The sequence below is a fragment of the Nonomuraea sp. NPDC047529 genome, from assembly GCF_040642995.1.
Classification (GTDB): domain Bacteria; phylum Actinomycetota; class Actinomycetes; order Streptosporangiales; family Streptosporangiaceae; genus Nonomuraea.
In genome coordinates, this window is the sequence record NZ_JBEYTJ010000031.1 from 1 (window position 1) to 20,745 (window position 20,745).

At 72.2% G+C, this 20,745-nt stretch carries 18 protein-coding genes; 10 read left to right on the forward strand and 8 right to left on the reverse strand.

All coding sequences use genetic code 11. The annotated features are described in order from the left end of the window. The first annotated feature begins 151 nt into the window (after nt 1-151). From ABZ815_RS36695 to ABZ815_RS36705, 3 genes are all read left to right on the forward strand, one after another. A complete protein-coding gene (locus ABZ815_RS36695; RefSeq protein ID WP_357705817.1) occupies nt 152-886 on the forward strand; it encodes an SRPBCC family protein in 735 nt (244 codons plus the stop codon). An 89-nt stretch (nt 887-975) separates the two neighbouring features. Next, the gene (locus ABZ815_RS36700; RefSeq protein ID WP_357705818.1) at nt 976-3,606 is read left to right on the forward strand and encodes a CDP-glycerol glycerophosphotransferase family protein; all 2,631 of its coding nucleotides are present in this window, start codon (nt 976-978) and stop codon (nt 3,604-3,606) included. Further along, nucleotides 3,603-4,664, forward strand: coding sequence for a glycosyltransferase (locus ABZ815_RS36705; RefSeq protein ID WP_357705820.1), 1,062 nt, complete (start codon nt 3,603-3,605; stop codon nt 4,662-4,664). The genes ABZ815_RS36700 and ABZ815_RS36705 overlap by 4 nt, the downstream gene beginning before the upstream one ends. On the opposite strand, the gene ABZ815_RS36710 is transcribed toward ABZ815_RS36705, so the two are convergent. From ABZ815_RS36710 to ABZ815_RS36720, 3 genes are read right to left on the reverse strand one after another with little or no spacing between them, the layout of a single operon-like run. Next, nucleotides 4,661-5,692: a sulfotransferase gene (locus ABZ815_RS36710; RefSeq protein WP_357705821.1), complete on the reverse strand. Its 1,032-nt coding sequence runs from the start codon at nt 5,690-5,692 to the stop codon at nt 4,661-4,663. The two genes, ABZ815_RS36705 and ABZ815_RS36710, sit on opposite strands and share 4 nt — an antisense overlap. Before the next feature lie 21 nt (nt 5,693-5,713). Then, nucleotides 5,714-6,571: a CDP-alcohol phosphatidyltransferase family protein gene (locus tag ABZ815_RS36715; protein ID WP_357705822.1), complete on the reverse strand. Its 858-nt coding sequence runs from the start codon at nt 6,569-6,571 to the stop codon at nt 5,714-5,716. 48 nt (nt 6,572-6,619) lie between these two features. Then, complete coding sequence (locus tag ABZ815_RS36720; protein WP_357705823.1) at nt 6,620-8,077, reverse strand: glycosyltransferase; 1,458 nt, start codon at nt 8,075-8,077, stop codon at nt 6,620-6,622. A 139-nt stretch (nt 8,078-8,216) separates the two neighbouring features. Between ABZ815_RS36720 and ABZ815_RS36725 the strand changes: the two genes are divergently transcribed. Both ABZ815_RS36725 and pseI read left to right on the forward strand, forming a co-directional pair. Then, a complete protein-coding gene (locus tag ABZ815_RS36725) occupies nt 8,217-8,726 on the forward strand; it encodes a GNAT family N-acetyltransferase (protein WP_357705824.1) in 510 nt (169 codons plus the stop codon). Continuing rightward, the gene (gene pseI / locus ABZ815_RS36730; protein ID WP_357705825.1) at nt 8,723-9,766 is read left to right on the forward strand and encodes a pseudaminic acid synthase; all 1,044 of its coding nucleotides are present in this window, start codon (nt 8,723-8,725) and stop codon (nt 9,764-9,766) included. Before ABZ815_RS36725 ends, pseI begins: the two co-directional genes overlap by 4 nt. On the opposite strand, the gene ABZ815_RS36735 is transcribed toward pseI, so the two are convergent. After that, complete coding sequence (locus ABZ815_RS36735; protein WP_357705827.1) at nt 9,759-10,733, reverse strand: hypothetical protein; 975 nt, start codon at nt 10,731-10,733, stop codon at nt 9,759-9,761. The genes pseI and ABZ815_RS36735 overlap by 8 nt on opposite strands. Beyond that, on the reverse strand, nt 10,730-11,470 hold the full coding sequence (locus tag ABZ815_RS36740) for a glycosyltransferase family protein (RefSeq protein ID WP_357705828.1): 741 nt from the start codon (nt 11,468-11,470) through the stop codon (nt 10,730-10,732). The genes ABZ815_RS36735 and ABZ815_RS36740 overlap by 4 nt, the downstream gene beginning before the upstream one ends. Nucleotides 11,471-11,574: 104 nt before the next feature. Between ABZ815_RS36740 and pseB the strand changes: the two genes are divergently transcribed. Together pseB and ABZ815_RS36750 are read left to right on the forward strand one after the other, a co-directional pair. Then, nucleotides 11,575-12,552 (forward strand): UDP-N-acetylglucosamine 4,6-dehydratase (inverting), encoded by a 978-nt coding sequence (pseB, locus tag ABZ815_RS36745; RefSeq protein ID WP_357705829.1) that lies wholly within the window; start codon nt 11,575-11,577, stop codon nt 12,550-12,552. Then, nucleotides 12,552-13,676 carry an aminotransferase class V-fold PLP-dependent enzyme gene (locus ABZ815_RS36750; protein ID WP_357705830.1) on the forward strand — a complete coding sequence of 375 codons (1,125 nt, stop codon included), beginning with the start codon at nt 12,552-12,554 and terminating at the stop codon, nt 13,674-13,676. The genes pseB and ABZ815_RS36750 overlap by 1 nt, the downstream gene beginning before the upstream one ends. A gap of 12 nt (nt 13,677-13,688) precedes the next feature. On the opposite strand, the gene ABZ815_RS36755 is transcribed toward ABZ815_RS36750, so the two are convergent. From ABZ815_RS36755 to ABZ815_RS36765, 3 genes are read right to left on the reverse strand one after another with little or no spacing between them, the layout of a single operon-like run. Beyond that, entirely contained in the window at nt 13,689-15,569 is a 1,881-nt protein-coding gene (locus ABZ815_RS36755; RefSeq protein ID WP_357705831.1) for a glycosyltransferase family 2 protein, read from the reverse strand. A gap of 29 nt (nt 15,570-15,598) precedes the next feature. Next, entirely contained in the window at nt 15,599-17,323 is a 1,725-nt protein-coding gene (locus tag ABZ815_RS36760; protein ID WP_357705832.1) for a hypothetical protein, read from the reverse strand. Continuing rightward, nucleotides 17,320-18,255 carry a hypothetical protein gene (locus tag ABZ815_RS36765; RefSeq protein WP_357705833.1) on the reverse strand — a complete coding sequence of 312 codons (936 nt, stop codon included), beginning with the start codon at nt 18,253-18,255 and terminating at the stop codon, nt 17,320-17,322. The genes ABZ815_RS36760 and ABZ815_RS36765 overlap by 4 nt, the downstream gene beginning before the upstream one ends. Nucleotides 18,256-18,417: 162 nt before the next feature. On the opposite strand from ABZ815_RS36765, the gene ABZ815_RS36770 reads away from it, so the two are divergent. From ABZ815_RS36770 to ABZ815_RS36780, 3 genes are read left to right on the forward strand one after another with little or no spacing between them, the layout of a single operon-like run. Next, nucleotides 18,418-18,666 carry an acyl carrier protein gene (locus ABZ815_RS36770; protein WP_357705834.1) on the forward strand — a complete coding sequence of 83 codons (249 nt, stop codon included), beginning with the start codon at nt 18,418-18,420 and terminating at the stop codon, nt 18,664-18,666. Next, nucleotides 18,641-19,399: an SDR family oxidoreductase gene (locus tag ABZ815_RS36775; RefSeq protein WP_357705835.1), complete on the forward strand. Its 759-nt coding sequence runs from the start codon at nt 18,641-18,643 to the stop codon at nt 19,397-19,399. The genes ABZ815_RS36770 and ABZ815_RS36775 overlap by 26 nt, the downstream gene beginning before the upstream one ends. Further along, the gene (locus ABZ815_RS36780) at nt 19,399-20,715 is read left to right on the forward strand and encodes an AMP-binding protein (protein WP_357705836.1); all 1,317 of its coding nucleotides are present in this window, start codon (nt 19,399-19,401) and stop codon (nt 20,713-20,715) included. The genes ABZ815_RS36775 and ABZ815_RS36780 overlap by 1 nt, the downstream gene beginning before the upstream one ends. Nucleotides 20,716-20,745: the final 30 nt, after the last annotated feature.

The window sequence follows — 20,745 nt, forward strand, 5'->3', positions numbered from 1 at the left end:
AGCTCGTCCCCCGCCCACCAGGGCGCGCGCGTGCTGGCGGCCCGGGGGCTGCCCTGGGCGGCGGGGCGCCGTTTTTCGGGGGGGGGGCGGCTGTTGGGGGGGCCCCCCGCCTCGACGTAGTGTCGCAACCAACCTCGGAAGGAGCGGATCGATGGCGATGCGGTTCGAGCACGAGTTCACTGTCCCGGTTCCGATCGAGCAGGCATGGGCGGTGCTGCTCGACGTCGAACGGGTCGCGCCCTGCCTGCCCGGGGCGACGCTCGACATCTTCGAGGGCGACGAGTTCACCGGCCGGCTGAAGGTCAAGGTCGGCCCGATCACCGTCACCTACCGGGGCTCGGCCAGTTTCGAGGACGTCGACAAAGACGCCCACACGCTCACGATCCAGGCGTCGGGCAAGGAGGCCAGGGGCTCCGGCACGGCATCGGCCACGGTCAGGGCACGCCTGACGCCGGCCGAGGGGCGCACGTCGGTGGCCGTGGAGACGACGTTCAACGTGACCGGGCGGCCGGCGCAGTTCGGGCGCGGGGTCATGGCCGAGGTCGGGGCCAAGCTGATCGACCGGTTCGCCGGCAACCTCGCCCAGCTGCTCTCCGAGCCCGTGGTGGAGCCGGTCGCGCCCCAGGAGCCGGTCGTGCCGCAGGTGCCGGTCGCGCCCGTGGAGTCGCAGGTGGAGGAAGAGGAGCGGCACCTGAGCCCGGTGCCCGCCCCCGAGCCGGACGTGCGGCCTTCGGGCACGCTGCGCACCTCGCGCACCCCTGACGAGGAGGCGCTCGACCTGCTGGAGATCGCCGGGCAGCCGCTGCTCAAACGGATCGCGCCGATCGCGGGCGGCCTGGTGGCGCTCACGATCCTCATCTGGGTGATTCGTCGCCTTATACGCTGATTTTCAGCAAAAACCACATAAAGTCCGGTCACTTCACGCCGTCCCGGGGAAGTGCCATTCCCGCAGGTCATTACTGGGGGGACGTCGGGATGCCGGACTGCAGCGTTGTCGTGATCTCGTACAACGACGCTGCTCGCCTGCCCAGGGCCGTGCGGTCCGTGCTGCGACAGACGTTGCGCGACCTCGAAGTGATCATCTCCGACGACGCGAGCACGGACGGCACGCCCGAGGTCGCCGCGCGGCTCATGGCCGAGGACCCGCGGGTGCGCTACCTGCGCAGGGAGAGCAACAGCGGCGGCTGCGGAGCCCCGCGCAACGACGGGATCGACGCCGCCAGGGCGCCGTACGCCATGTTCCTCGACAGCGACGACGAGCTGCCCAGGCACGCGTGCAAGAGCCTGCTCACCGAGATCGAGCGCACCGGGGCCGACTTCGTGTCGGGGCAGATCTCCCGCCTGTTCGAGCGGGACGGGCGGCTGCGCCCGTACTATCCGTCGCTGTTCGCCCGGCGGCGGGTGGTCGAGGGCATCCGCGCGGAGCCCGAGCTGTTCCTCGACTCCTTCAGCACCAACAAGCTCTACAACGTCGCCTGGCTGCGCGACCACGTGCTGCGCTTCCCCGAGGACATCCACTACGAGGACCACGTCTTCGCCACCGAGCTGTACGCCGTGGCCCGCCGGTTCGCGATCGTCCCGTGGGTGGTCTACCACTGGCACCGGGCGTCCTCGAACGAGTCGATCTCGCTCAGCATCGACGAGATGGACAACGTACGGCAGCGGGTGATCGCGGCCCGGCTGAGCGACGACATCCTGCGCGGCTACGGCGCCGAGGACCTGGTCCCGCACCGGCAGTACCGGTTCCTGCGGCAGGACCTGCGGGTCTACCTCAACCCGCTGCCCGCGCGCGACCTGGTGTGGGTGAAGGAGTTCGCCTCGGTCGTGCGGCCGTACCTGGAGGAGATCCCCGGCGAGGTGTTCGACCGGATCGAGCCGATGGACCGGGTCTGCTGCCGGCTCATCCTGGACGACAGGATCGACGACCTGCGCGTGGCGGCCGGCTCGCTGACCGGTCCCCGGGCCGCGCCGCGGGCGGCCGTGCAGGTGGACGGGCGCACGTACTGGGGCACGACGGCCGCGCCGTGGCTGGACATCACCCCGCTGCGCCTGGCCGAGCTGCCCTACACCGACTCCCGGCTGCGGCACGAGGTGACCGGCCTGGCCACGAACGGCGAGCGGGTGCGGATGATCGTGCGCACCTACGACCCGTTCGGCGTGCTGCCGCCCGAGTGGGAGGCGTTCCTGGAGGCGGGCGGGGAGCGCGTGCCGATCCGGCCGGTCCCCTCCGGCGACGGCGGGTACGTCAGCGAGGTCGTCTTCTCCCCCTGTGGCAGGAGCGACCCGCGCATCGGCTTCAGACGCCGCTCCGACGGCCACGTCACCACCGACCGGCTGATCGTCGACCCCAACCTGGAGCCGATCGAGCTGCCCGGCTGCACGGTGAAGGCCGAGGGCTATGCCGCCTACCTGTGCGTGCGCACGCACTCGCGGGTCCGCTCGGCGCTGCGGCGGGCCCGCCGGCTGCTGCTGAAGCTCAACACGCCGCGCGCCAAGCTGCGCGCGTACAAGCTGCTGATCAAGGTGGTGCCGCGGCGCGACGACCTCGCCCTGTTCGAGTCGGACGTCGGCAAGGGCTACAACGGCAGCCCCCGGGCCATCTACGAGGAGGTGCGGCGGCGCGGCCTGCCGATCGAGGCGGTCTGGTCGGTCGCCAAGGGCCGCAAGAACTTCCCCGCCGACGCACGGCTGGTCCGCCGGGGAAGCTGGCGCTACCTGTGGACGATGGCCCGCGCCGGGATCTGGGTGGACAGCCACGGCTTCCCGCTGGACTACCCGAAGCCGCCCGGCACCCGCTACCTGCAGACCTGGCACGGGCAGGGCATCAAGTCGATCGGCTTCGACGCGCCCGACCTGCGCGGCGACTTCGACCGGCCGCGCGAGCAGTGGCGGGCCGCCGTCGCCCGCTGGGACGCGCTGGTCTCGCCGAGCGCGGAGTTCTCCCGGGTGTTCCTGCCCTCCAACGGCTACGACGGCAAGGTCTACCGGTGCGGCACGCCGCGCTGCGACGCGCTGGTGCGGGCGGAGGCGACCGGCGACGTGCGGGCCCGGCTGGAGATCCCGCCGGGGCGCAAGGTCCTGCTCTACGCGCCCACCTACCGCGACCGGGACAAGATGAGCGGCCGCTCGGTACGCGCCGACCTGGACCTCATGGCCAGGGAACTGGCCGGCGAGTGGGTGGTCGTCCTGCGCACGCATCCGGTCGAGAAGTACGACCCGCCCGAACGGCTCAGGCACTTCGTCCGGCCGGCCGCGTCCTATCCGGAGATCAACGACCTGATGCTGGCCTCGGACGCGCTGCTGACCGACTACTCGTCCGTGATGTGCGACTACGCGGTGACCGGCAGGCCGATGGTGTTCCTCATCGACGACTGGGACGACTACCGGCTCTCCGAACGCGGCGTCTACCACGACCTGCCCGCCATCGCGCCCGGCCCGTGCGTGACGACCACGGCGGAGCTGGTGGACGTGCTGCGGAACCTGCCCGAGGTGCACGCCGCCTTCGCCGCCAAGTACGCCGCCTTCCGCGCCCTGTGGTGCGCCGACGAGCAGGGGGACGCCTCCGCCCGCATCGTGGACGACTTCTTCGAGGGGCGCAGGCGATGACCGTCGTCTTCGCCTGCCTGGACGCCGACACGCTCGGCGGCATCCAGCAGGTCACCCACACCCTGGCCCAGGGCCTGGCCGGACGCGGCCACGAGGTGCACGTCGTCGGCCTGCACCGGGCCGCCACGCCCTTCCGCTACGTGGACCGGCCGCGTTACCGGCAGCACGTGGTCGGCGGCCCGCTCGGCACGCAGGGCCCGCTGGCCCGGCGGCTGGCCGACCGCAGGGTGAAGGAGCTGCTGCGCGACGTCCGCCCCGGGTACGCGGTGCTGACCTCGCCGTCGGTGGTGACCAGGATGGCGGGGCTGCTGCCCGCCGGGTTCCGCTCGATCGGGCAGTACCACGGCTCGTACGGCCACGCCCGCGACTGCTGGCACCTGGCCTCGATCAGGAAGCACTATCCCGACCTCGACCAGGCGCTCTTCCTCAGCGAGGACGACGCCTGGGCCTTCTCCGAGCACGCGCTGCTGCCCAACACCTGGACGCTGCCCAACCCGCTGGGCGCCTGGCCCGAGGAGACGTCGGCGCTCGACGTGCCGCGGGTGCTGGGCGTGGGCCGGCTGGAGGGCGTCAAGCGGTTCGACCGGCTGATCAGCGCGTTCGCCCGCGCCGAGCCGCCGCCGCCCTGGGAGCTGCACCTGATCGGCGACGGCGCCGAACGCGAGCGGCTACGGGCGCACGCGGCGGGGGAGGGCGTCGCGGACCGGGTGGTCTTCCGCGGCCTGGTGCCCGCTCATCGCATGCGCGAGGAGTACCTGAACGCCTCGCTGGTGGCGCTGACCAGCGAGCACGAGGGCCTGCCGGTGGTGCTGCTGGAGGCGTGCGCCCACGGTGTGCCGTCGGTGGCCTTCGACGTGTCGGGCGGCGTCCGCTCGGCCGGCCCGGTACGGGTGCCGCCGGGGGACGTGGACGCGTTCGCCGCCGAGCTGGCCGCGCTGATGGGGTCGGCGCGGGAGCGGCGGCGGCTGGGGGCCGCCGCCCGGGCACGGGCCGAGGCGTTCCGCCTCGACCACGTGCTGGACCGCTGGGAGTCCCTGTTCGCGCACATCGAGCGCTAGACGGTCACCTCGGGACGCTGCTGCGGGATGCCGGCCAGCGTCTGTTGCGTGGAGGTGAGCAGCGCGCCGACCGGGCTGGGCTCGCGCAGCCGGTTGAAGCGGTCGCGCATGGCCTTGCGCGAACGGCTGGCCTTGCGCTTCTGCATGGTCTTCTGGCAGGCCGTCACGTGCTCCTTGGCCGGCCTGGGCGCGTCGGTCAGCTCGTAGCCGTTGGCCCGGAGCCGCTCGCCGAGCACGTGCTCGCACAGCGCGATCTCCCAGTCGTCCAGGCGGTTGGCCCAGCTTCCGACGCGGCTGCGGGTGACCTCGCGGTGGGTGTTGCTGTGCCAGACCTTGTGCTGCGGGACCGCCTGCACGGCCGCCTCGCGGGGGGAGATCATCGACGGCGCGAAGTCCTCCTCCAGGAAGTGGCAGAGCTTCTTCATCTCGGTCATCGGGTCGTCGGTGAGGTCTTCGTAGCGCAGCTCGTAGTAGGTGTCGTCGGGCAGCGTGCGGCGCAGCCGCTCACCGGCATCGATGGCCTCGGCCCAGGTGGAGATGGCGTGGAAGGAGTCCAGCGTGTACCAGGGCATCTCCTTCAGCGAGGCCACGCAGTCGCGGCCGTCCCTGATCAGGTGGATGAACTGGGCGTCGGGGAAGAGGCGCAACAGCAGGTCGGTCTGCTTGACGTAGCTGGGCCTCTTGTCGCCCCAGCGGGCCTTGTCGAAGCGGTCGGCGTACATGCGGAAGGCCGTGCCGATGACCGAGCCGAGCGAGCCCGGCCCCTCCACGGCCTGCCGGATGAACTCGTCCTTGTCGATCTTGAGCTCGCGGAACTTCGTGCTGCGGTCGGTCGCGATCCACTGCGCCAGTGCCTTGCGCCGCTGAGGGACCCGCAGGTCGCCCCATGTGCGGCGCCGGTAATAAGCGGGAACGAGGAAGCGCGTCTCCGGCGGCACCGCCATGCGCGGGTGCGAGTGGAGCATGAGCTGGAGCATCGTGGTGCCGGACCGCGGGCATCCAATGACGAAGACTGGCCGGTCGGACATTTCGTATTAACCCCCGAAAACTTAGACGAGAACGTGCTCTCGGCTCTCCTGGGAGGGCACGCTGTGCCTGCGCGTGAAGAGCCACATCCGGTAGACAAGGAAGATCTCGTTGGCCAGCAGCAGGACTCCGGCGGCCGCCGCGAGCGGGATCAGCGCCCACACGCCGGCGAGCGGCGCGATCACGAAGACCGCCGCATGGAACTCGATGCCGCTGATCAGGTGCGAACGCACCCGGTGCCTGGCCAGGAACCTGTTGAGGCGCCTGAAGAAGGAAGGCAGCCGGCGCCTGCGACCACCGGGGCGCGTGCCGCGCTCGACAAGCATGCGCAGGTCGAGGTCCGCGGGCGCCCGGTCCAGGGGGACGGTGTCCTCGCCGGGCAGCTCCGGCTCCCCCCGCTCCTCCCTGACGGCCTCGCGCACCCGCTTCATCTGCGGGGCGTTGACGTACCTGAACAGGTCGAGCACGGCCACCGCCGCGCCGAGCACCACGTACCGGACATCCTCCGTCAGGACGTACTGCCCGTACGCCAGCCCCCCGGCGCACAGGACGACCCTGACCCGGTCCCCCACGTAGTCCAGCCAGAGCCCGAAGGGCGTCCCCGTGCCCTTGAGCCGGGCGATCTTGCCGTCCACGCAGTCGATCGTGAAGCTCAGGTAGAACATCAGGGCGCCGGCGACGAGCTGGTCCAGCGCGAAGCAGGCCGCTGACACCATGCCGAGGACCAGCGAGAAAACCGTGAGCCCATTGGGCGTGATCCGGGTGCGGTTGGCGACGGGAAGGGCGACCCGGCAGGCGACCGGGTCCACGAAATACACGGTCCACCAGGAGTCTCTCCGCTTGCGTGTCTCGTAGACGTCATCCAGCGAATAGGTCCTCATGGATCCCAGCATGGCTACGGTCCGCCGTCTGACGATTACTGTCTGGAACTACTGGGGCATGTCCATGCCGCTTCTTGACCAACCTTGCAGGGAAAACCGCCACGCACCGTGCGCGTCTCCGTCGCGGAACCAGCCCTTGAGCACGAGGCCACGGGTCTCCGCCTTGACCATGAGCCGCCAGGCCGGGCCGCCGCCTTCGAGCACCCTGGGGTCGATGCCGACGCTCACGCCGTACCGGCCGGCACGCCGGACCTCCAGGGGTACTCTGCGGCGGCCGTCGCTCAGCCACACGCTCACCTTGCCGACCTTGCGATCGACCCGGTGGAAGGACACCTCGCCGCGCACCCGGTACTCGGTGCCCGTCCAGGCGCAGTCGTCCACCCGGGCGATCAGCTTGAGCTCGTCGCGGGCGTCGTAGACGTCGTCGGGGATGCCGAGCCGGCGGCGTTGCCGGAAGAAGGGGTAGTCGCCGTACCAGTTGACGGTGCGGAAGCCGCGCGGGCGCACCCGCGTGCCGTCCAGCCGGCTGCGGCGGAAATCGCGTACCGCGCGGAGCTGGTCGATCAGGCCACGTCTGGTCAGGTGCAGCTCCAGGCGGCGCAGCGAGGGCGCGGTGGCCAGGGCCCTGGGGCTCAGCTCGTCCAGCCAGGCGTCGGCCAGCCCCAGCAGCGGCACCAGGTCGTGGCCCGCCTCCCGCGCCGCCTCCAGCGCCTGGAACAGGAAGACGATGTCCTTCTCCAGCACCAGCGCGTCGAACTCGGGCAGCAGCTCCGGCGCGCCGTCCTCCAGGAAGGCGCGCACCGAGCGGATGGCGGTCAGGCGCTCGTGCAGGTTGGGCAGCTGCGAGCGGCGTTGTGTGATCGAGGTCTCCCCCTCGTCGCGCCTGCGCCAGTGGTAGACGACGTCGTCCACCATGTCCACGCTGGTGGCCAGGACGTGGGCCTGCATGGCGACCGGCACGTCCTCGTAGATGCCGGCGGGGAAGCGCAGCCCGTGCCGCCGCCAGAAGTCGGCGCGGTAGACCTTGTTCCACACCGTACGGTCCCTGATCAGGACCTTCTTGTCGGTGATGTGGGTGCACAGCACGGGCCGCCGGAAGACCCGCTCGTGCAGGATCGACTCCTCCAGAACGCCGTCCACCATGCGCCTGACCGCGCCGCAGGCCAGGTCGGAGCCGGTCTCGCCGAGCTTGGCGATCAGCACCTCGTACGCGTGCGGCGGAACGACGTCGTCGCTGTCGGCGAAGGCGAGATAGGTGCCCCTGGCCCGGCCGATCCCCTCGTTGCGCGCCGGCCCCGGCCCCAGGTTCTGCTGCTCGACCAGCGTGAAGCGGGAGTCGCGGGCCACGAAGTCGTCGGCCAGCCGCCGGCTGCCGTCGACCGAGCCGTCGTCGACCATGATGACCTCGAAGTCCTCCATGGTCTGCGCGGCCAGCGATTTCAGGCACTCCGTCAGGTACGGCTCCACATTGTGGACCGGGACGATGACACTGAGCAGGGGGATCATGACGCTCCTTGGCTTTCGTGGAAGGCGGTCGAGGGCAGCATGCCGTGGCCGCCTCGCCGATTCCGCGCCCGATGCCTGTCCCTGATGAGCTCTTTACCCGACCCGGAATCCGCTACGTTGTGCAATGAGTCGAGCACGAATGGTAGGGGGAACGGTGCTGAGATGCGTCCGGGACGATGATCTGCCCGTGATGCGCCGCTGGCGCAACCATCCGAGAGTGCGCGCCACCAGCTTCACCGGCCACGAGATCTCCGCCGACGAGCACGCCCGCTGGTGGGCCGCCGTCCGTGCGGACGCGACCAGGCAGGTGCTGATCTACGACCATGCCGGGGCCCGCGCCGGGGTGGTGACGTACTCGGACCTCGGCGGCGACAGCGCCTCCTGGGGCTTCTACCTCGACCTCGACGGCCTCGAACGGTCCGGCGCGGTGCTGAGGGCGTGGGTGGGCCTGGAGCGGGCCGCCATCGAGCACGCGTTCGGCCCGCTCGGGCTGACGACCCTGCGCGGCGAGGTGCTGGCCGACAACGAGTCGGTGCGGCGGCTGCACAGGCGCTTCGGGTTCACCGAGGTCGCGACCTACCGGAGGCCGGTCGACGGGGTGTCGCGCGAGGTCGTCGCCGTCCAGCTGACCAAGGAGGAGCAAGGATGATGTCCATCGGAGGGCGGACGATCGGGGCCGACCGGCCGCCGTTCGTGATCGCCGAGATGTCCGGCAACCACAACGGGAGCCTGGAGCGGGCCCTGGCCATCGTCGACGCGGCGGCGGCCGGCGGGGCGCACGCGCTGAAGCTGCAGACCTACCGGCCCGACACGATCACCGTCGACGCCGACGGCCCCGCCTTCCGCGTGGGCGACGGGCACGCGCTGTGGGGCGGCGAGAGCCTCTACCGCCTGTACGAACGCGCCCACACCCCCTGGGAGTGGCACGAGCCGATCTTCGAGCGGGCCCGTGAGCACGGCCTCGCGGCCTTCTCCGCGCCCTTCGACCCCACCGCCGTGGAGCTGCTGGAGAAGCTCGACGCGCCCGCGTACAAGATCGCCTCGTCGGAGATCGTGGACCTGCCGCTGATCAGGCTGGCCGCGTCCACCGGCAAGCCGCTGATCATCTCCACCGGCATGGCCACGGCGGGCGAGATCGAGGCCGCGGCCACGGCGGCCCGCCAGGCGGGCTGCACGCAGCTCGCCGTGCTGTCCTGCACCGCCTCCTACCCCGCCTCCCCGGCCGAGAGCAACCTGCGCTCGCTGCCGCTGCTGGCCGCGCTCACCGGCGCCGAGGTCGGCGTCTCCGACCACACCCCCGGCATCGGGGCGGCGCTGGCGGCGGTCGCGCTGGGCGCCTGCCTGATCGAGAAACACGTGACGTTGTCGCGGGCCGACGGCGGCGTGGACGCCGCCTTCTCGCTGGAGCCGCCCGAGCTGGCGGCGCTGGTGGAGGAGAGCGAGCGGGCCTGGCAGTCGCTGGGCCGCCCGGTGCTCGGGCCGCGCGAGTCCGAGCGCGAGGGGCTGCGCTTCCGCCGATCGCTTCACGTGGTCCGCGACGTACGCGCGGGCGAGCCGGTGACCGGGGAGAACGTGCGGTCGATCCGCCCGGCCGGCGGCCTGCACCCCGACGCCGCCGACGAGGTGATGGGCCGCAGGTTCACCCGCGACGCGCCCCTCGGCACGCCGTTGACCTGGGACCTCATCTGATCCACAGGTCGAGGAAGGCGTCGGCGACGCGTTCCCTGCCCTTGCCGTCGACCAGCCCGCCGCCCCGCCTGCCGTGCTCCTCGCGCAGCGCGGGGTCGGCGAGCAGCCGGGCGAGCACGCCGACCGCCTCGGCGTCGGCCACCCGGCCCAGCCCGGCGGCCACCCCCCGGCCCACCAGCGCCCGGTAGCCGACGAGCTGGTTGTCGGCCACCCAGCTCAGCGCCGTGGGCACGCCGAGGTGGAGCAGCTCCCAGATGGCCGAGCCCGCGGCGGTGACCACGAGGTCGGCGGCGGCCATCAGCTCCGGCAGGCGGTCGGTGGGCGGGATGACGGTGATGCCCTCCCCCGCCTCGAACGGCTCCGGGCTGACCAGCGTGGCCTGGAACGGCACGCCCGTGCACGCCAGCGCCTCGGCCCAGGCGGGGGCCACGCCCGCGCTGTCGGTGCCGCCGAAGAAGCAGAGCACCCGCGGCACCGGCCCGGCCTCCCGCACCCTGCGCCGGCCCCGGACGCTGTCACGCAGCAGCGCGTACCGGGTGCCCGCCAGCCGCCAGGAGTCGCGGGGCAGCGGGAAGGGCCGGTCCTCGGCGCCGAGGTTCTGGTCGAGGTAGAGGTCGGCCTCCTGGCCCAGCGGGTCGCCGTCGACGATCGCCAGCACCGGGAAGCCCGCCGCCCTCAGCGCCGCGCCGGTGCCCTCGGGCAGCTCGTACGAGTCCAGCACCACGGCGTCGAGCCGCAGCTCGCAGGCCAGCGCGGCCAGCCGGTCGGGCGGCGCGGGGGCGGTCACCAGCGGCAGACCCCGGCTCCTGAGTTGATCCATCGCCCATTCCGAACCGGAGACCGTGCCGAGGAAGACCACCTCGACGCCCCGCGCGCACAGCTCCTCGGCCAGCGCCACGCACCGCACGAGATGTCCGGCCCCACTCCCCGCCGCGGCGTCGCAGCGCACGCCCACCCGCCCGCTCATGCGTCCTGCAGCTCCTTCTGGCGTACGTGGGCGTTGAGCTCGCAGACCTCCGGCCGCGCCCGCAGCCAGCCCACCAGCGTGCGGACGGGGACGCAGGCGTCGCCCAGCTCCTCGACCACGCGGGCGATGAGCCGCCAGTCGTCGTCGGTGTCGAGCGTGACCCGCAGGTCGTCGGCCGCGGGCTGGTAGGCGAGGCCGAGCAGCCGCGACTCGCCCGGGTGCGCGTAGACGTAGGAGGTGACATGGGCGCGGTGGAAACCGGTGGCCTCGGCGTCGGCGCGCTCCAGGGCCGCCCTGCCGACGATCTCCACGTCGAGCCCGCGCGGCAGCGTCCTGGCCAGGCTCGTGCTGAGGTAGTCGAGGCCCGGGACCGCGCGGAAGACGAGCGCCGCCTCCCTGATCACGACGGGGTCGAGCAGCGGGCAGTCGGCCGTGAAGCGCATCACCGCCCCCGCTTCCGTTTCGGCCTCCCGCCCGGCCAGCGCGTCCATGAACCGGGTCAGCACGTCGTCGACGGGCCCCCGGTGGCAGGCCACGCCGAGCCGGTCGCACTCGGCCGCCACCGCGTCGTCGGCGGCCTGCGTCGTCGTGGCCACCACGAGGTCGTCGAGCGCCCGCGACTCGCGCGCGGCGCGCACCACCCACCCCAGGACCGAACGTCCGCCGAGGTCGCGCAGCACCTTTCCGGGCAGCCGCGTGGAGCCCATCCGAGCCTGGATGATTCCGACAATACGCATCAAAACCACATTCCCCTGTGTGACCATACGTGGTTGACCGATCGCGCTATGCTACCGGCCAGCTCGAACGACCACAGTTCGTCAGCGCGATTTCAGGGGGCCGCGTGAGCATTCTCAGTGGATCGTCCATTCTGATCACGGGAGGAACGGGGTCCTTCGGCAAGGCGTTCATCCGTTACGCGCTCGACTCGCTCGGGGTGCGCCGCCTGGTGGTCTTCTCCCGCGACGAGCTCAAGCAGTACGAGCTCAAGCAGCTCTTCCGCGACGACGAACGCCTGCGCTGGTTCATCGGCGACGTACGCGACCGCGACCGCCTCACCCGCGCCATGCACGGCGTCGACCACGTCGTCCACGCCGCCGCGCTCAAGCAGGTCGACACCGCCGAGTACAACCCGTTCGAGTACGTCCGCACCAACGTCGCCGGGTCCCAGAACGTGGTCGAGGCGGCCATCGACTGCGGCGTGCGCAAGGTCGTCGCGCTGTCCACGGACAAGGCCTCCAGCCCGATCAACCTCTACGGCGCCACCAAGCTGGTCGCCGACAAGCTGTTCGTCTCGGCCAACCACTACGCCGCCGCCCACAAGACCCGCTTCGCCGTCGTCCGCTACGGCAACGTCGTCGGCAGCAGGGGCTCGGTGGTGCCGTTCTTCCTGCGCCTGGCCGAGCAGGGCGGCAGCCTGCCGATCACCGACAAGCGCATGACCCGGTTCTGGATCACCCTCGACCAGGCCGTGCGGTTCGTGGTCGACTCCTTCGACCTCATGCAGGGCGGCGAGCTCTACGTGCCGCGCATCCCCAGCATGCGCATCACCGACCTGGCCGAGGCGCTGGCCCCCGACAGCCCGGTCTACGAGATCGGCATCAGGCCGGGCGAGAAGCTGCACGAGGAGATGATCGGCGCCGACGACGGCCGCCGGACCCTGCGCCTGGCCGACCGCTACGTCGTCCAGCCCACGATCGCGACCTGGGGCTACCAGGCGCCGCAGACCGGCGAGCTGCTGCCCGAGGGGTTCTCCTACCGCTCCGACACCAACGACCGGTGGCTGTCCGTGCGCGACCTGCGCGACATGGTGGCCGGCTGATGCTGCCCTACGGACGACAGTCCATCATCGAGTCCGACATCGAGGCGGTGGCTGAGGTGCTGCGCGGCGACTGGCTGACCACAGGTCCGGCGGTCAGGCTGTTCGAGAGCGAGCTGGCGCGGTGGACCGGCGGCGTGCCCTGCGTGTCGGTCACGTCCGGCACGGCCGCGCTGCACGTCGCGTACGCGGCGGCCGGCGTCGGTCAGGGTGACGAGGTGATCACCTCGCCGCTCACCTTCGTCGCCACGGCGGCCACGGCCGCGCTGCGCGGCGCGCGGGTGGCCTTCGCCGACGTCCAGCCCGACACCGGCAACATCGACCCCGACTCGGTCGACGCGCTGGTCACGCACCGGACGCGGGCGATCACGGGCGTCGACTACGCGGGCCATCCCGCCGACTACGACGAGCTGCGCACGCTCGCCGAACGGGCCGGCGCCGTGCTGGTGGCCGACGCGGCGCACTCGATCGGGGCGTCCTACAAGGACCGGCCGGTGGGGTCGGTGGCCGACCTGACGACGTTCTCGTTCTTCCCGACCAAGACCGTGACGACGGCCGAGGGCGGCGCGGTGGCCGTGGCCGACCCCGGCCGGTTCGAGCGGGCCGCCCGCTTCCGCGACCACGGCCTGGTCCGCGACCCGGCCGGGCAGCGCGACCCCGGCCACGGCGGCTGGCACCAGGAGGTGCACGAGTTCGGGCTCAACTACCGGCTGCCCGACGTGCTGTGCGCCCTGGGCGTCAGCCAGCTGCGCCGCCTCGAACGCTTCCGCGCCCGCCGCGCCGAGCTGGTCGCCCGGTACAACACGCTGCTGCGCGACGTGCCCGGCCTCACGCTGCCCGGCCGGCGGGCCTACGTCACGCCGAGCTGGCACCTCTACCCGGTCAGGGTGCGCGACGGCCGCCGGCGCGAGGTCTACGAACGTATGCGGGCCGCGGGCATCGGCGTGCAGGTCAACTACATCCCGGCGTACTGGCACCCGGTGTTCGAGGACCTCGGATACCGGCGTGGGCTGTGCCCGCGCGCGGAGGCGTACTACGCCGAGGAGCTGTCGCTGCCGCTGTTCGCCGACCTGACCGACGGCGAGCAGGACCTCGTCGTCGAGACCCTCGCCGCGATCCTCGCCTGAGGGCCCGGGCGGTCAGCGTTCGGCCAGCAGCAGGCAGCCGTCCTCGCTGCGGTCGATGAGGAAGCGCCGGTCGTCCACGGTGGCGACCTGGCGCCCGGGCCGCCGTACGAGCGGGCGGATGGGCCGGCCCTGGTCGATGACCACCTCCCACCACGACTCGCGGCCCACGCACTCGTCGATGCCGGCCAGCGGCACCCGCGCGGAGAAGTCCTGGCCGGCCAGCGCGACGGGGAAGTACATCTCCTCGCCGTCGCTCTTGCGCCGCAGCCGCACCACGGGCTCGCCGTCGCCGAGGTCGTTGATCCGGCCCGAGAACACCAGGTCGCCGTCGTCGACGCGGCACTCGCCGATGAGCGCCTGGGCGTGCCGCAGCCGCAGCCCCCAGGCGCCCTTGGCGCTGCGCGCCGGCACCAGCCACACGCCCGACCTGCGGCGCGGCGCGGGCACCGGCGGCGGCAGCCAGCGCGGCCCGGCCACCTTGGCGTCGAGCTTCAGCCCGTGGCCCTTGAGCATCACGCGCAGCTCCCAGTGGCCGCGCCGGGCGAGCTGGGCGGGCGTGAACACGGCGGGGTCGACGGCGAAGGCGAACGGGAAGGCGTGCTCGGGCGCCGCGACGCCTTCCTCCAGCTCGACGGTCTCCCAGACGGGGGCGCTGTCCTCCTCCGACAGGTGGATGACCTCGCCGGTCGCGCGTTCGGCCAGCCAGGCGCGCAGGCGCACCCGGCGCAGCGCCCCAACGTCGAAGCGGCCGAGCGCGGCCCGGCCCGCGCCGGTCAGCACGCCGTCGCGCCACTCCAGCGACACCAGGCGGGCGGTCAGGGTCAGCGCCTCGGAGATCTCCGACAGGTGCGCGGGGATCGCCGGGTGGCGGCCGTACCAGCGCCTGCGCAGCAGGCCCGCCGGTCTGACGCGCGGTTGCAGCAGGCCCGCGCGGGCCTGCTCGTACACCTCGGCCAGCTCCTCCAGCCGGCGCCGGTGCAGCAGGTGCACCTGGATCCGGTGCTCGAACGGGACGCTCCGCCAGCACTCGCGGGACACGCCGTCGAGGTAGCGGACCATCAGGTCCAGCAGCTCGGGCCGGACGCCCGTCGTGGCGGCCGCCTCGACCGCCACCGTCATGTCGATGTCGAGCGTGTCGCGGTCGAAGTCGGGCTTGAGCTTCGGCGCCTCGCGGGCCAGCAGGTCGGCGGTCTGCAGCACCGACAGCAGCCGGTCGCGCAGGTTCCCCGCCTCCAGGCGGCGCTGGGTGATCGAGGAGCCGGGCTCGTCGCGCTGCCGCCAGTGGTAGACGACCTTGGACAGCACGTCCACCGAGCGGGCGCCCACGTGGGCGGCCATGGCGACGGGCTGGTCCTCGTACATGCGCTCGGGGAAGCTCAGGCCCAGCCGGTCCCAGAAGGACCGGCGGTAGACCTTGTTCCACAACATGCGGTCGCGGATCAGCAACGGGTGGCGGGTGATGTGGGTACGCCTCACCGGCGTCGCGAACGCCTCCCGATGGGCCCAGGAGGGGATGAGCAGGTTGCGGTAGAGCCGCATGACGTTCCCGCAGGCCAGGTCGGAGCCCGTGGACTCCAGCGAGGACACCAGCCGCTTGAACGCCTCCCGCGGCACGGTGTCGTCGCCGTCCACGAAGGCCAGGTAGCGGCCGGTGGCCTGGGTCAGGCCGACGTTGCGGGCCCGTCCGACGCCCTGGTTGGGCTGCCTGAGGAGACGGATCCGGGGATCGGCCGCCTGCCTGGACTCGACCTCGGCGCGGCCGTCGTCGCGACTGCCGTCGTCGACGCAGATGACCTCCAGGTCGGACATCGTCTGCGCGGAGATGGAGTCCAGGCAGGGACCGATGTACTTCTCGACATTGTGGAACGGGACGATCACCGAAAGAACCGGCACATGCACTCCTCAGCGTTGTCGTCGGCTCGTCAGCCGGACAGCAGTCGGATGACCCTGCGGGCGACCTTTCGCGGGCGGGCCAGACGGCGGGAGAGGCGGTACCCGAGCGTGCGCCGGTAGGCGGCGGTCTTGCGCTGGGTCCTTCTCAGCTTGGACCTGGCCCTGACCAGCTCCCGCTCACGGTAGGAGAGCTTGGTCTCCAGACGGGAGACCCTGGCCAGGGCTGCGGTGAGCTGGTCGGCCAGACGGTCTCGGGCGCCGAGCAGGTCACGGTAGGTGGGCGGGTCGGCCTGCTCGGCCGGGTGGCCCAGCTCGGCGTCGAACTTGCGGGCCAGGTCGAGGTCGCCCGGGTCGCAGGGACGGCCGGCCATGCCGCAGAGCGTCAGCGTGAGCTGGTCGGCCTCCAGCGGCCACGGCCAGGGGTGGTGGTGGCCGGCCGCGAGCAGCCGTACGGCGAACCGCCACAGGATCCTGCACAGCACCACACGCGGCTCGGGCGGGACGGTCGGCGCGGCGGTCTGGACGATGGCGGCGAACCGCTCGCCGTCGTGGACCAGGCCGTCGGCGGTCACGCAGGGGCCGCCGTCGGCCTCCAGCCAGGCGGCCAGCGCCGACAGCAGCTCGCGCACGGTCTTGGTGTCCTCGCGGGCGCACGCCTCGACCAGGATCTCCTCGACCACCCGGCCGGCCGGGACGGGACGCTCCTCGCCGTCGGGCAACCGCCGCACACCGGCCCTGGTCAGCTCGTGGACGACGGCCCCCTCCTCGATCAGCCCGAGCGGCAACGCGACCACCCCCTCGGCCGCCGGTTGCCGGGTTTCGGCGCCTTCCCCCTCGGTCTCCGGCCGGCGGGCTCGCGCGCCTGCCTCCTCGGCCTGCGGCGCCCGCCCGGCCGCGCTCCGGTTGGCGGACTCCGGTGTCGGGGGCCGGGTGGCGACCGCGAGCCACAGCGGGGCCAGCTCCTCCCCCAACCGGTGCCGGAACACCAGCCGGGTCAGCCGCAGCGGGTCGGCCACGTGCATCCGGTCGCCGCCCCTGGCGCTCAGCGGGAACATGACCGCCTCCGGCAGGTCGAAGGCGAGCGCCTCGCGCGCCAGCAGCGCCCGGGGGGCCTGCCGCCCCGGATAGGCCGCGTAACAGCGCTCGACGCTCAGCCCCGCCGCCTCAAGGGCGCCGTCGAGCGCGCCGGGCCCGCTCGGGTAGCTCGGGTCGAACCCGTGGGGGGCCCACTGGTCGTCGCCGCCCTCCCGGTCGGCGGGCCTGGCCTCGATGAACCGGTCGACGCCCAGGTCGTTGCGCACGCCCAGCACGAGCCGCCCGCCGGGCGCGACGAGCGCGGACAGCGCGTGCAGCGACTCGATCCACGCCGCCGCCGGCGCCTCGGCCGAGTGCGTGCGCAGCAGCCCGTCGAGCGCCAGCACCAGCTCGTACGGCTCGTCCGCGTCGAACACGTCGAGCCGCCCGCAGTGGACGGCGAGCTCCGGATGCCGTTCGCCGAGGGCGCAGGCGTCGGGGTAGGACCGCAGCAGCACGGCCGTCTCGCCCGCCCGGCCCACCACGTCGTCGACCAGGACCTGCGGATGCGGCCCGACCAGCAGCACCCGGCCGGTCGCCGGGATCATCCGCCCGACCAGCTCAAGGGCCGCGCCGCGCCAGTCGGTGACGCCGGCCATGTTGGACAGGTCCGACCACAGCAGCATCTCGCCGCCGATCAGGCGGACGTTGTCGGGCGCCTCGTTCACGCGCTCGCTCATGACGTCACCCCGTGGAGCAGGACCGGCCGCCCTGAGGCGGTCGCCTTCGCCCATGGCTCGGGCCGCCCGGCTCCCGCCGCGCCTCCTCCTGCCGGCGCTCCTCCGGGCACCCGCTTCCATCCGAACATTCGCCGTAGCTCCTCCGGTGTCGCCTGATGTTCGAATCCCAGCTCCTGCCGCGCCACCTCGGCGGCCAGCTCGGGATCGACGTGCGTGCCGTGCAGCTCGGGCCAGAGCCGCATGCGGCGCGCCGTGCCGCCGTACTCGGGGCGCTCGTCCTCGTACTGCATCGGGTCTCCGTACACGGCGACCTCGCAGCCGACCGAGGCGCCGTAGAACAGCGCGCTGCCGAGCCGGTTGGAGGCCACCCTGCGGTGGCGCCGCAACTGGATCAGCTGCCGGCGCAGGAAGTCGCGCCCCTTGGTCTCCCACCGGGAGCCGCGCTCACCGTGACAGATGACCTTGAATCCCCTCGATTCGTACGCCCGCCGGATGTCCGGATTCGCATATTCCAGCCAATATAGACAGACAGTTACCGGTTCGGTCTCGACATTTCGGATTTCGTCGGCGAGGTGGGCGTGGTCCCCGATCACGGAGGACTTTTCCCAGCCATGAAAGGGATACCAGATCGTACCCTTCCGCTCGGAGACCACGCCGAGATCCGGCTCCAGGTGAAGGAGGTAGATCCAGGGCGCGCCGATGAGATAGTGGCCACGTCTGCCCATCGACCAGCCTCGACGACGAAGCACGTCAGACCAGACGAAACGGGGATATCCGGGGCTGCACCAGTGGTCGTTCGGGGGAAATCCGTGGAGATAGTTCCATCCGTGTTGAAGGAAGCCCTGGATTCGCTTCGGCGTCTCGTCCGGCACGTCGCAGTACCTGCCCAGAATGCGCGAGTGCCCGTACCAGTGATTGGATTCGTCCATCATTCCCCCTGTAGCGGTTGGCGCGCCTCTTGGGACATTCCCAGCCCCGAACGACGACCACGCGCCGTTATACGCTTCCATTACTCACGTCGGGGGTTTGGTTTCTCCTGCCACCACAATCACCGCTACACTTCGTCATGGCTTGAGGACAGAGAGTGAGACATTATGAGTCATCTCGACCGCCTGCGGGCCGTCTTCCGCACGGCGCTCAACCTGCCGGCCGACACACACGTCGACCGCCTCGAATACCGCGGCATCCCCCAGTGGGACTCCCTGGCCCACATGGCGTTGATCGCGGCGATGGAGGACGAGTTCTCCGTCATCATCGACACCGACGACATGATCGACATGAGCTCGTTCGCCAAGGCGGGCGAGCTGCTGGAGAAGCATGGAATCGGCGCAGCCGCGGTCTGAGGCCCGCGTCGCCCTGGTCACGGGGTCGACGAGGGGCATAGGCCGCGCCATCGCCACCACCCTGGCCGCGGCGGGCCACACCGTCGTCCTCCACGGCCGCGACGCCGAACGCGCCGACAAGGCCGCCGCCGAGGTGGCCGCGGCGACCGGCGGCCAGACGTGGTCCGTCCACGGCGACGTCGCCGACCGGGCCACGGTCGCCGGTCACATGCGCGACATCGCCCAGCGCCACGGGCGGCTCGACGCCCTGGTGGTCAACGCCGGCGTCTACGCGTCCGGCCCGCTGGCCATGGCCCGCGCCGAGACCCTCGACGAGCTCTACCGCACCAACGCCCTGGCCCCGGCCCACACGCTGCAACTGGCCTTCCGGCTGCTGCTGCGCGGGCAGAGCCCGGCCGTCGTGCTGGTCTCCTCGCTCATGGGCCGCGCGGGCGGCGCCAACCAGGCGGCCTACTCCGCGACCAAGGCGTCCGTCATCGGGCTCACCGTGGCCGCCGCCAGGGAGATGGGCCCGACCGGCATCAGGGTCAACGGCGTGGCCCCCGGCTACATCGAGACCGACATGCTGAAGACGCTCCAGCCGGAGGCCCGCGAGACGGCGATCTGGGCGACCCCGCTCCGGCGCATCGGCAGGCCCGACGACGTCGCCCAGGCGGTCGCCTTCCTGCTCTCGCCCGGCGCGTCGTTCATCACCGGCCAGGTGCTCGGGGTCGACGGCGGGCTGGTGCCGTGATGTTCCCGTCCGGGCAGGCCCGGCTCGTCGTCGCCGGCGACCAGGAGGGGCTGGGCGGCGACGAGCTGACGCGACGCGTCGGCCGCGTGGCCGACGCCCTGTCCAGGCTGCGGCCGGGGCCGCTGTTCTGCGGCATGCGCAACAACCTGGCGTCCGTGCTGCGCTATCTAGCCGCCTGGCAGACCGGCAGGCCGATCGCGCTGCTCGACCCCGACCTGTCGGCCGCGGCCCTGGCCGACCTGGTGAACCGGTTCCGGCCCGCGGCGCTGGTGGGGTTCACCCACGCGCCCGACGGCCCGCCGGGCTCCCGCGGCCAGGCCCCCGACCCGCATCCCGACCTGGCCGTGCTCCTGGCCACCTCGGGCTCGACGGGCAACCCCAAGCTGGTGCGGCTGTCCCGCGAGGCGGTCTCGGCCAACGCCGCCGCCATCGCCTCGGCATTGTCGATCATGCCCGGCGAGATCGCGCCCACGAGCCTGCCGCTGCACTACAGCTACGGCCTGTCCGTGCTCAACAGCCACCTCCACGCGGGGGCGACGGTCGTCCTGACCGAGGCCGGGCTGCTCGAACGTTCCTTCTGGACGCACCTCGACGAGCACAAGTGCACCTCGCTCGCGGCCGTCCCCTACCAGTACGAGATGCTGCGCAGGCTCCGCTTCGACCGCGCCGAGCATCCCACGATCTGCACGCTCACCCAGGCGGGCGGGCGGCTCAATCCCGAGCTGGTGTCCCTGTTCGCCACCCAGGCCGATCGCTTCTTCGTCATGTACGGGCAGACGGAGGCCACGGCCCGCATCGCCGTCCTGCCGCCCGACCGGCTCGCCGACAAACCGGGCTCGGCGGGGCAGGCCGTCCCCGGCGGGCGGCTGGCGATCCACGACGGCGAGGTCGTCTACCACGGGCCCAACGTGATGATGGGCTACGCCGAGACCGCCGCCGACCTGGCCAGGGGCGACGACCTGGGCGGGGTGCTGCGTACCGGCGACCTCGGCCGGCTCGACGACGAGGGCTTCCTCCACATCACCGGCCGGCTCAGGCGCATCGCCAAGATCTTCGGCGTACGGGTCAACCTCGACGACGTCGAGCTCCTGCTGCGCGACACCGTGCCGGTCGCGGCGACCAGCGGCGACGACCGGGTGACGGTGTGGGCGGAGGGGCTCGACGCGGCCGGGTGCCGCAACCTGGCCCGCCGGCTGGGCGCCGAGCTGCGGCTGCACTGGAGCGGCATCGACGTACGCGCCGTCGAACGCCTGCCGCTGCTGCCCACCGGCAAGATCGACTACCGGACACTGGAGTCGAACCCGGAGGCCGGGTGATGGGGCTGTCCACGGTCGGGGTGGGTGTTC

What these genes read in the sequence shown, in the direction of transcription:
- ABZ815_RS36695 (WP_357705817.1), top strand. Translation starts at nt 152, where the DNA reads ATGGCGATGCGGTTCGAGCACGAGTTCACTGTCCCGGTTCCGATCGAG.
- ABZ815_RS36700 (WP_357705818.1), top strand. Translation starts at nt 976, where the DNA reads ATGCCGGACTGCAGCGTTGTCGTGATCTCGTACAACGACGCTGCTCGC.
- ABZ815_RS36705 (WP_357705820.1), top strand. Translation starts at nt 3,603, where the DNA reads ATGACCGTCGTCTTCGCCTGCCTGGACGCCGACACGCTCGGCGGCATC.
- ABZ815_RS36710 (WP_357705821.1), bottom strand. Translation starts at nt 5,692, where the DNA reads ATGTCCGACCGGCCAGTCTTCGTCATTGGATGCCCGCGGTCCGGCACC.
- ABZ815_RS36715 (WP_357705822.1), bottom strand. Translation starts at nt 6,571, where the DNA reads ATGAGGACCTATTCGCTGGATGACGTCTACGAGACACGCAAGCGGAGA.
- ABZ815_RS36720 (WP_357705823.1), bottom strand. Translation starts at nt 8,077, where the DNA reads ATGATCCCCCTGCTCAGTGTCATCGTCCCGGTCCACAATGTGGAGCCG.
- ABZ815_RS36725 (WP_357705824.1), top strand. Translation starts at nt 8,217, where the DNA reads ATGGTAGGGGGAACGGTGCTGAGATGCGTCCGGGACGATGATCTGCCC.
- pseI (WP_357705825.1), top strand. Translation starts at nt 8,723, where the DNA reads ATGATGTCCATCGGAGGGCGGACGATCGGGGCCGACCGGCCGCCGTTC.
- ABZ815_RS36735 (WP_357705827.1), bottom strand. Translation starts at nt 10,733, where the DNA reads ATGAGCGGGCGGGTGGGCGTGCGCTGCGACGCCGCGGCGGGGAGTGGG.
- ABZ815_RS36740 (WP_357705828.1), bottom strand. Translation starts at nt 11,470, where the DNA reads ATGCGTATTGTCGGAATCATCCAGGCTCGGATGGGCTCCACGCGGCTG.
- ABZ815_RS36750 (WP_357705830.1), top strand. Translation starts at nt 12,552, where the DNA reads ATGCTGCCCTACGGACGACAGTCCATCATCGAGTCCGACATCGAGGCG.
- ABZ815_RS36760 (WP_357705832.1), bottom strand. Translation starts at nt 17,323, where the DNA reads ATGAGCGAGCGCGTGAACGAGGCGCCCGACAACGTCCGCCTGATCGGC.
- ABZ815_RS36765 (WP_357705833.1), bottom strand. Translation starts at nt 18,255, where the DNA reads ATGATGGACGAATCCAATCACTGGTACGGGCACTCGCGCATTCTGGGC.
- ABZ815_RS36770 (WP_357705834.1), top strand. Translation starts at nt 18,418, where the DNA reads ATGAGTCATCTCGACCGCCTGCGGGCCGTCTTCCGCACGGCGCTCAAC.
- ABZ815_RS36775 (WP_357705835.1), top strand. Translation starts at nt 18,641, where the DNA reads ATGGAATCGGCGCAGCCGCGGTCTGAGGCCCGCGTCGCCCTGGTCACG.
- ABZ815_RS36780 (WP_357705836.1), top strand. Translation starts at nt 19,399, where the DNA reads ATGTTCCCGTCCGGGCAGGCCCGGCTCGTCGTCGCCGGCGACCAGGAG.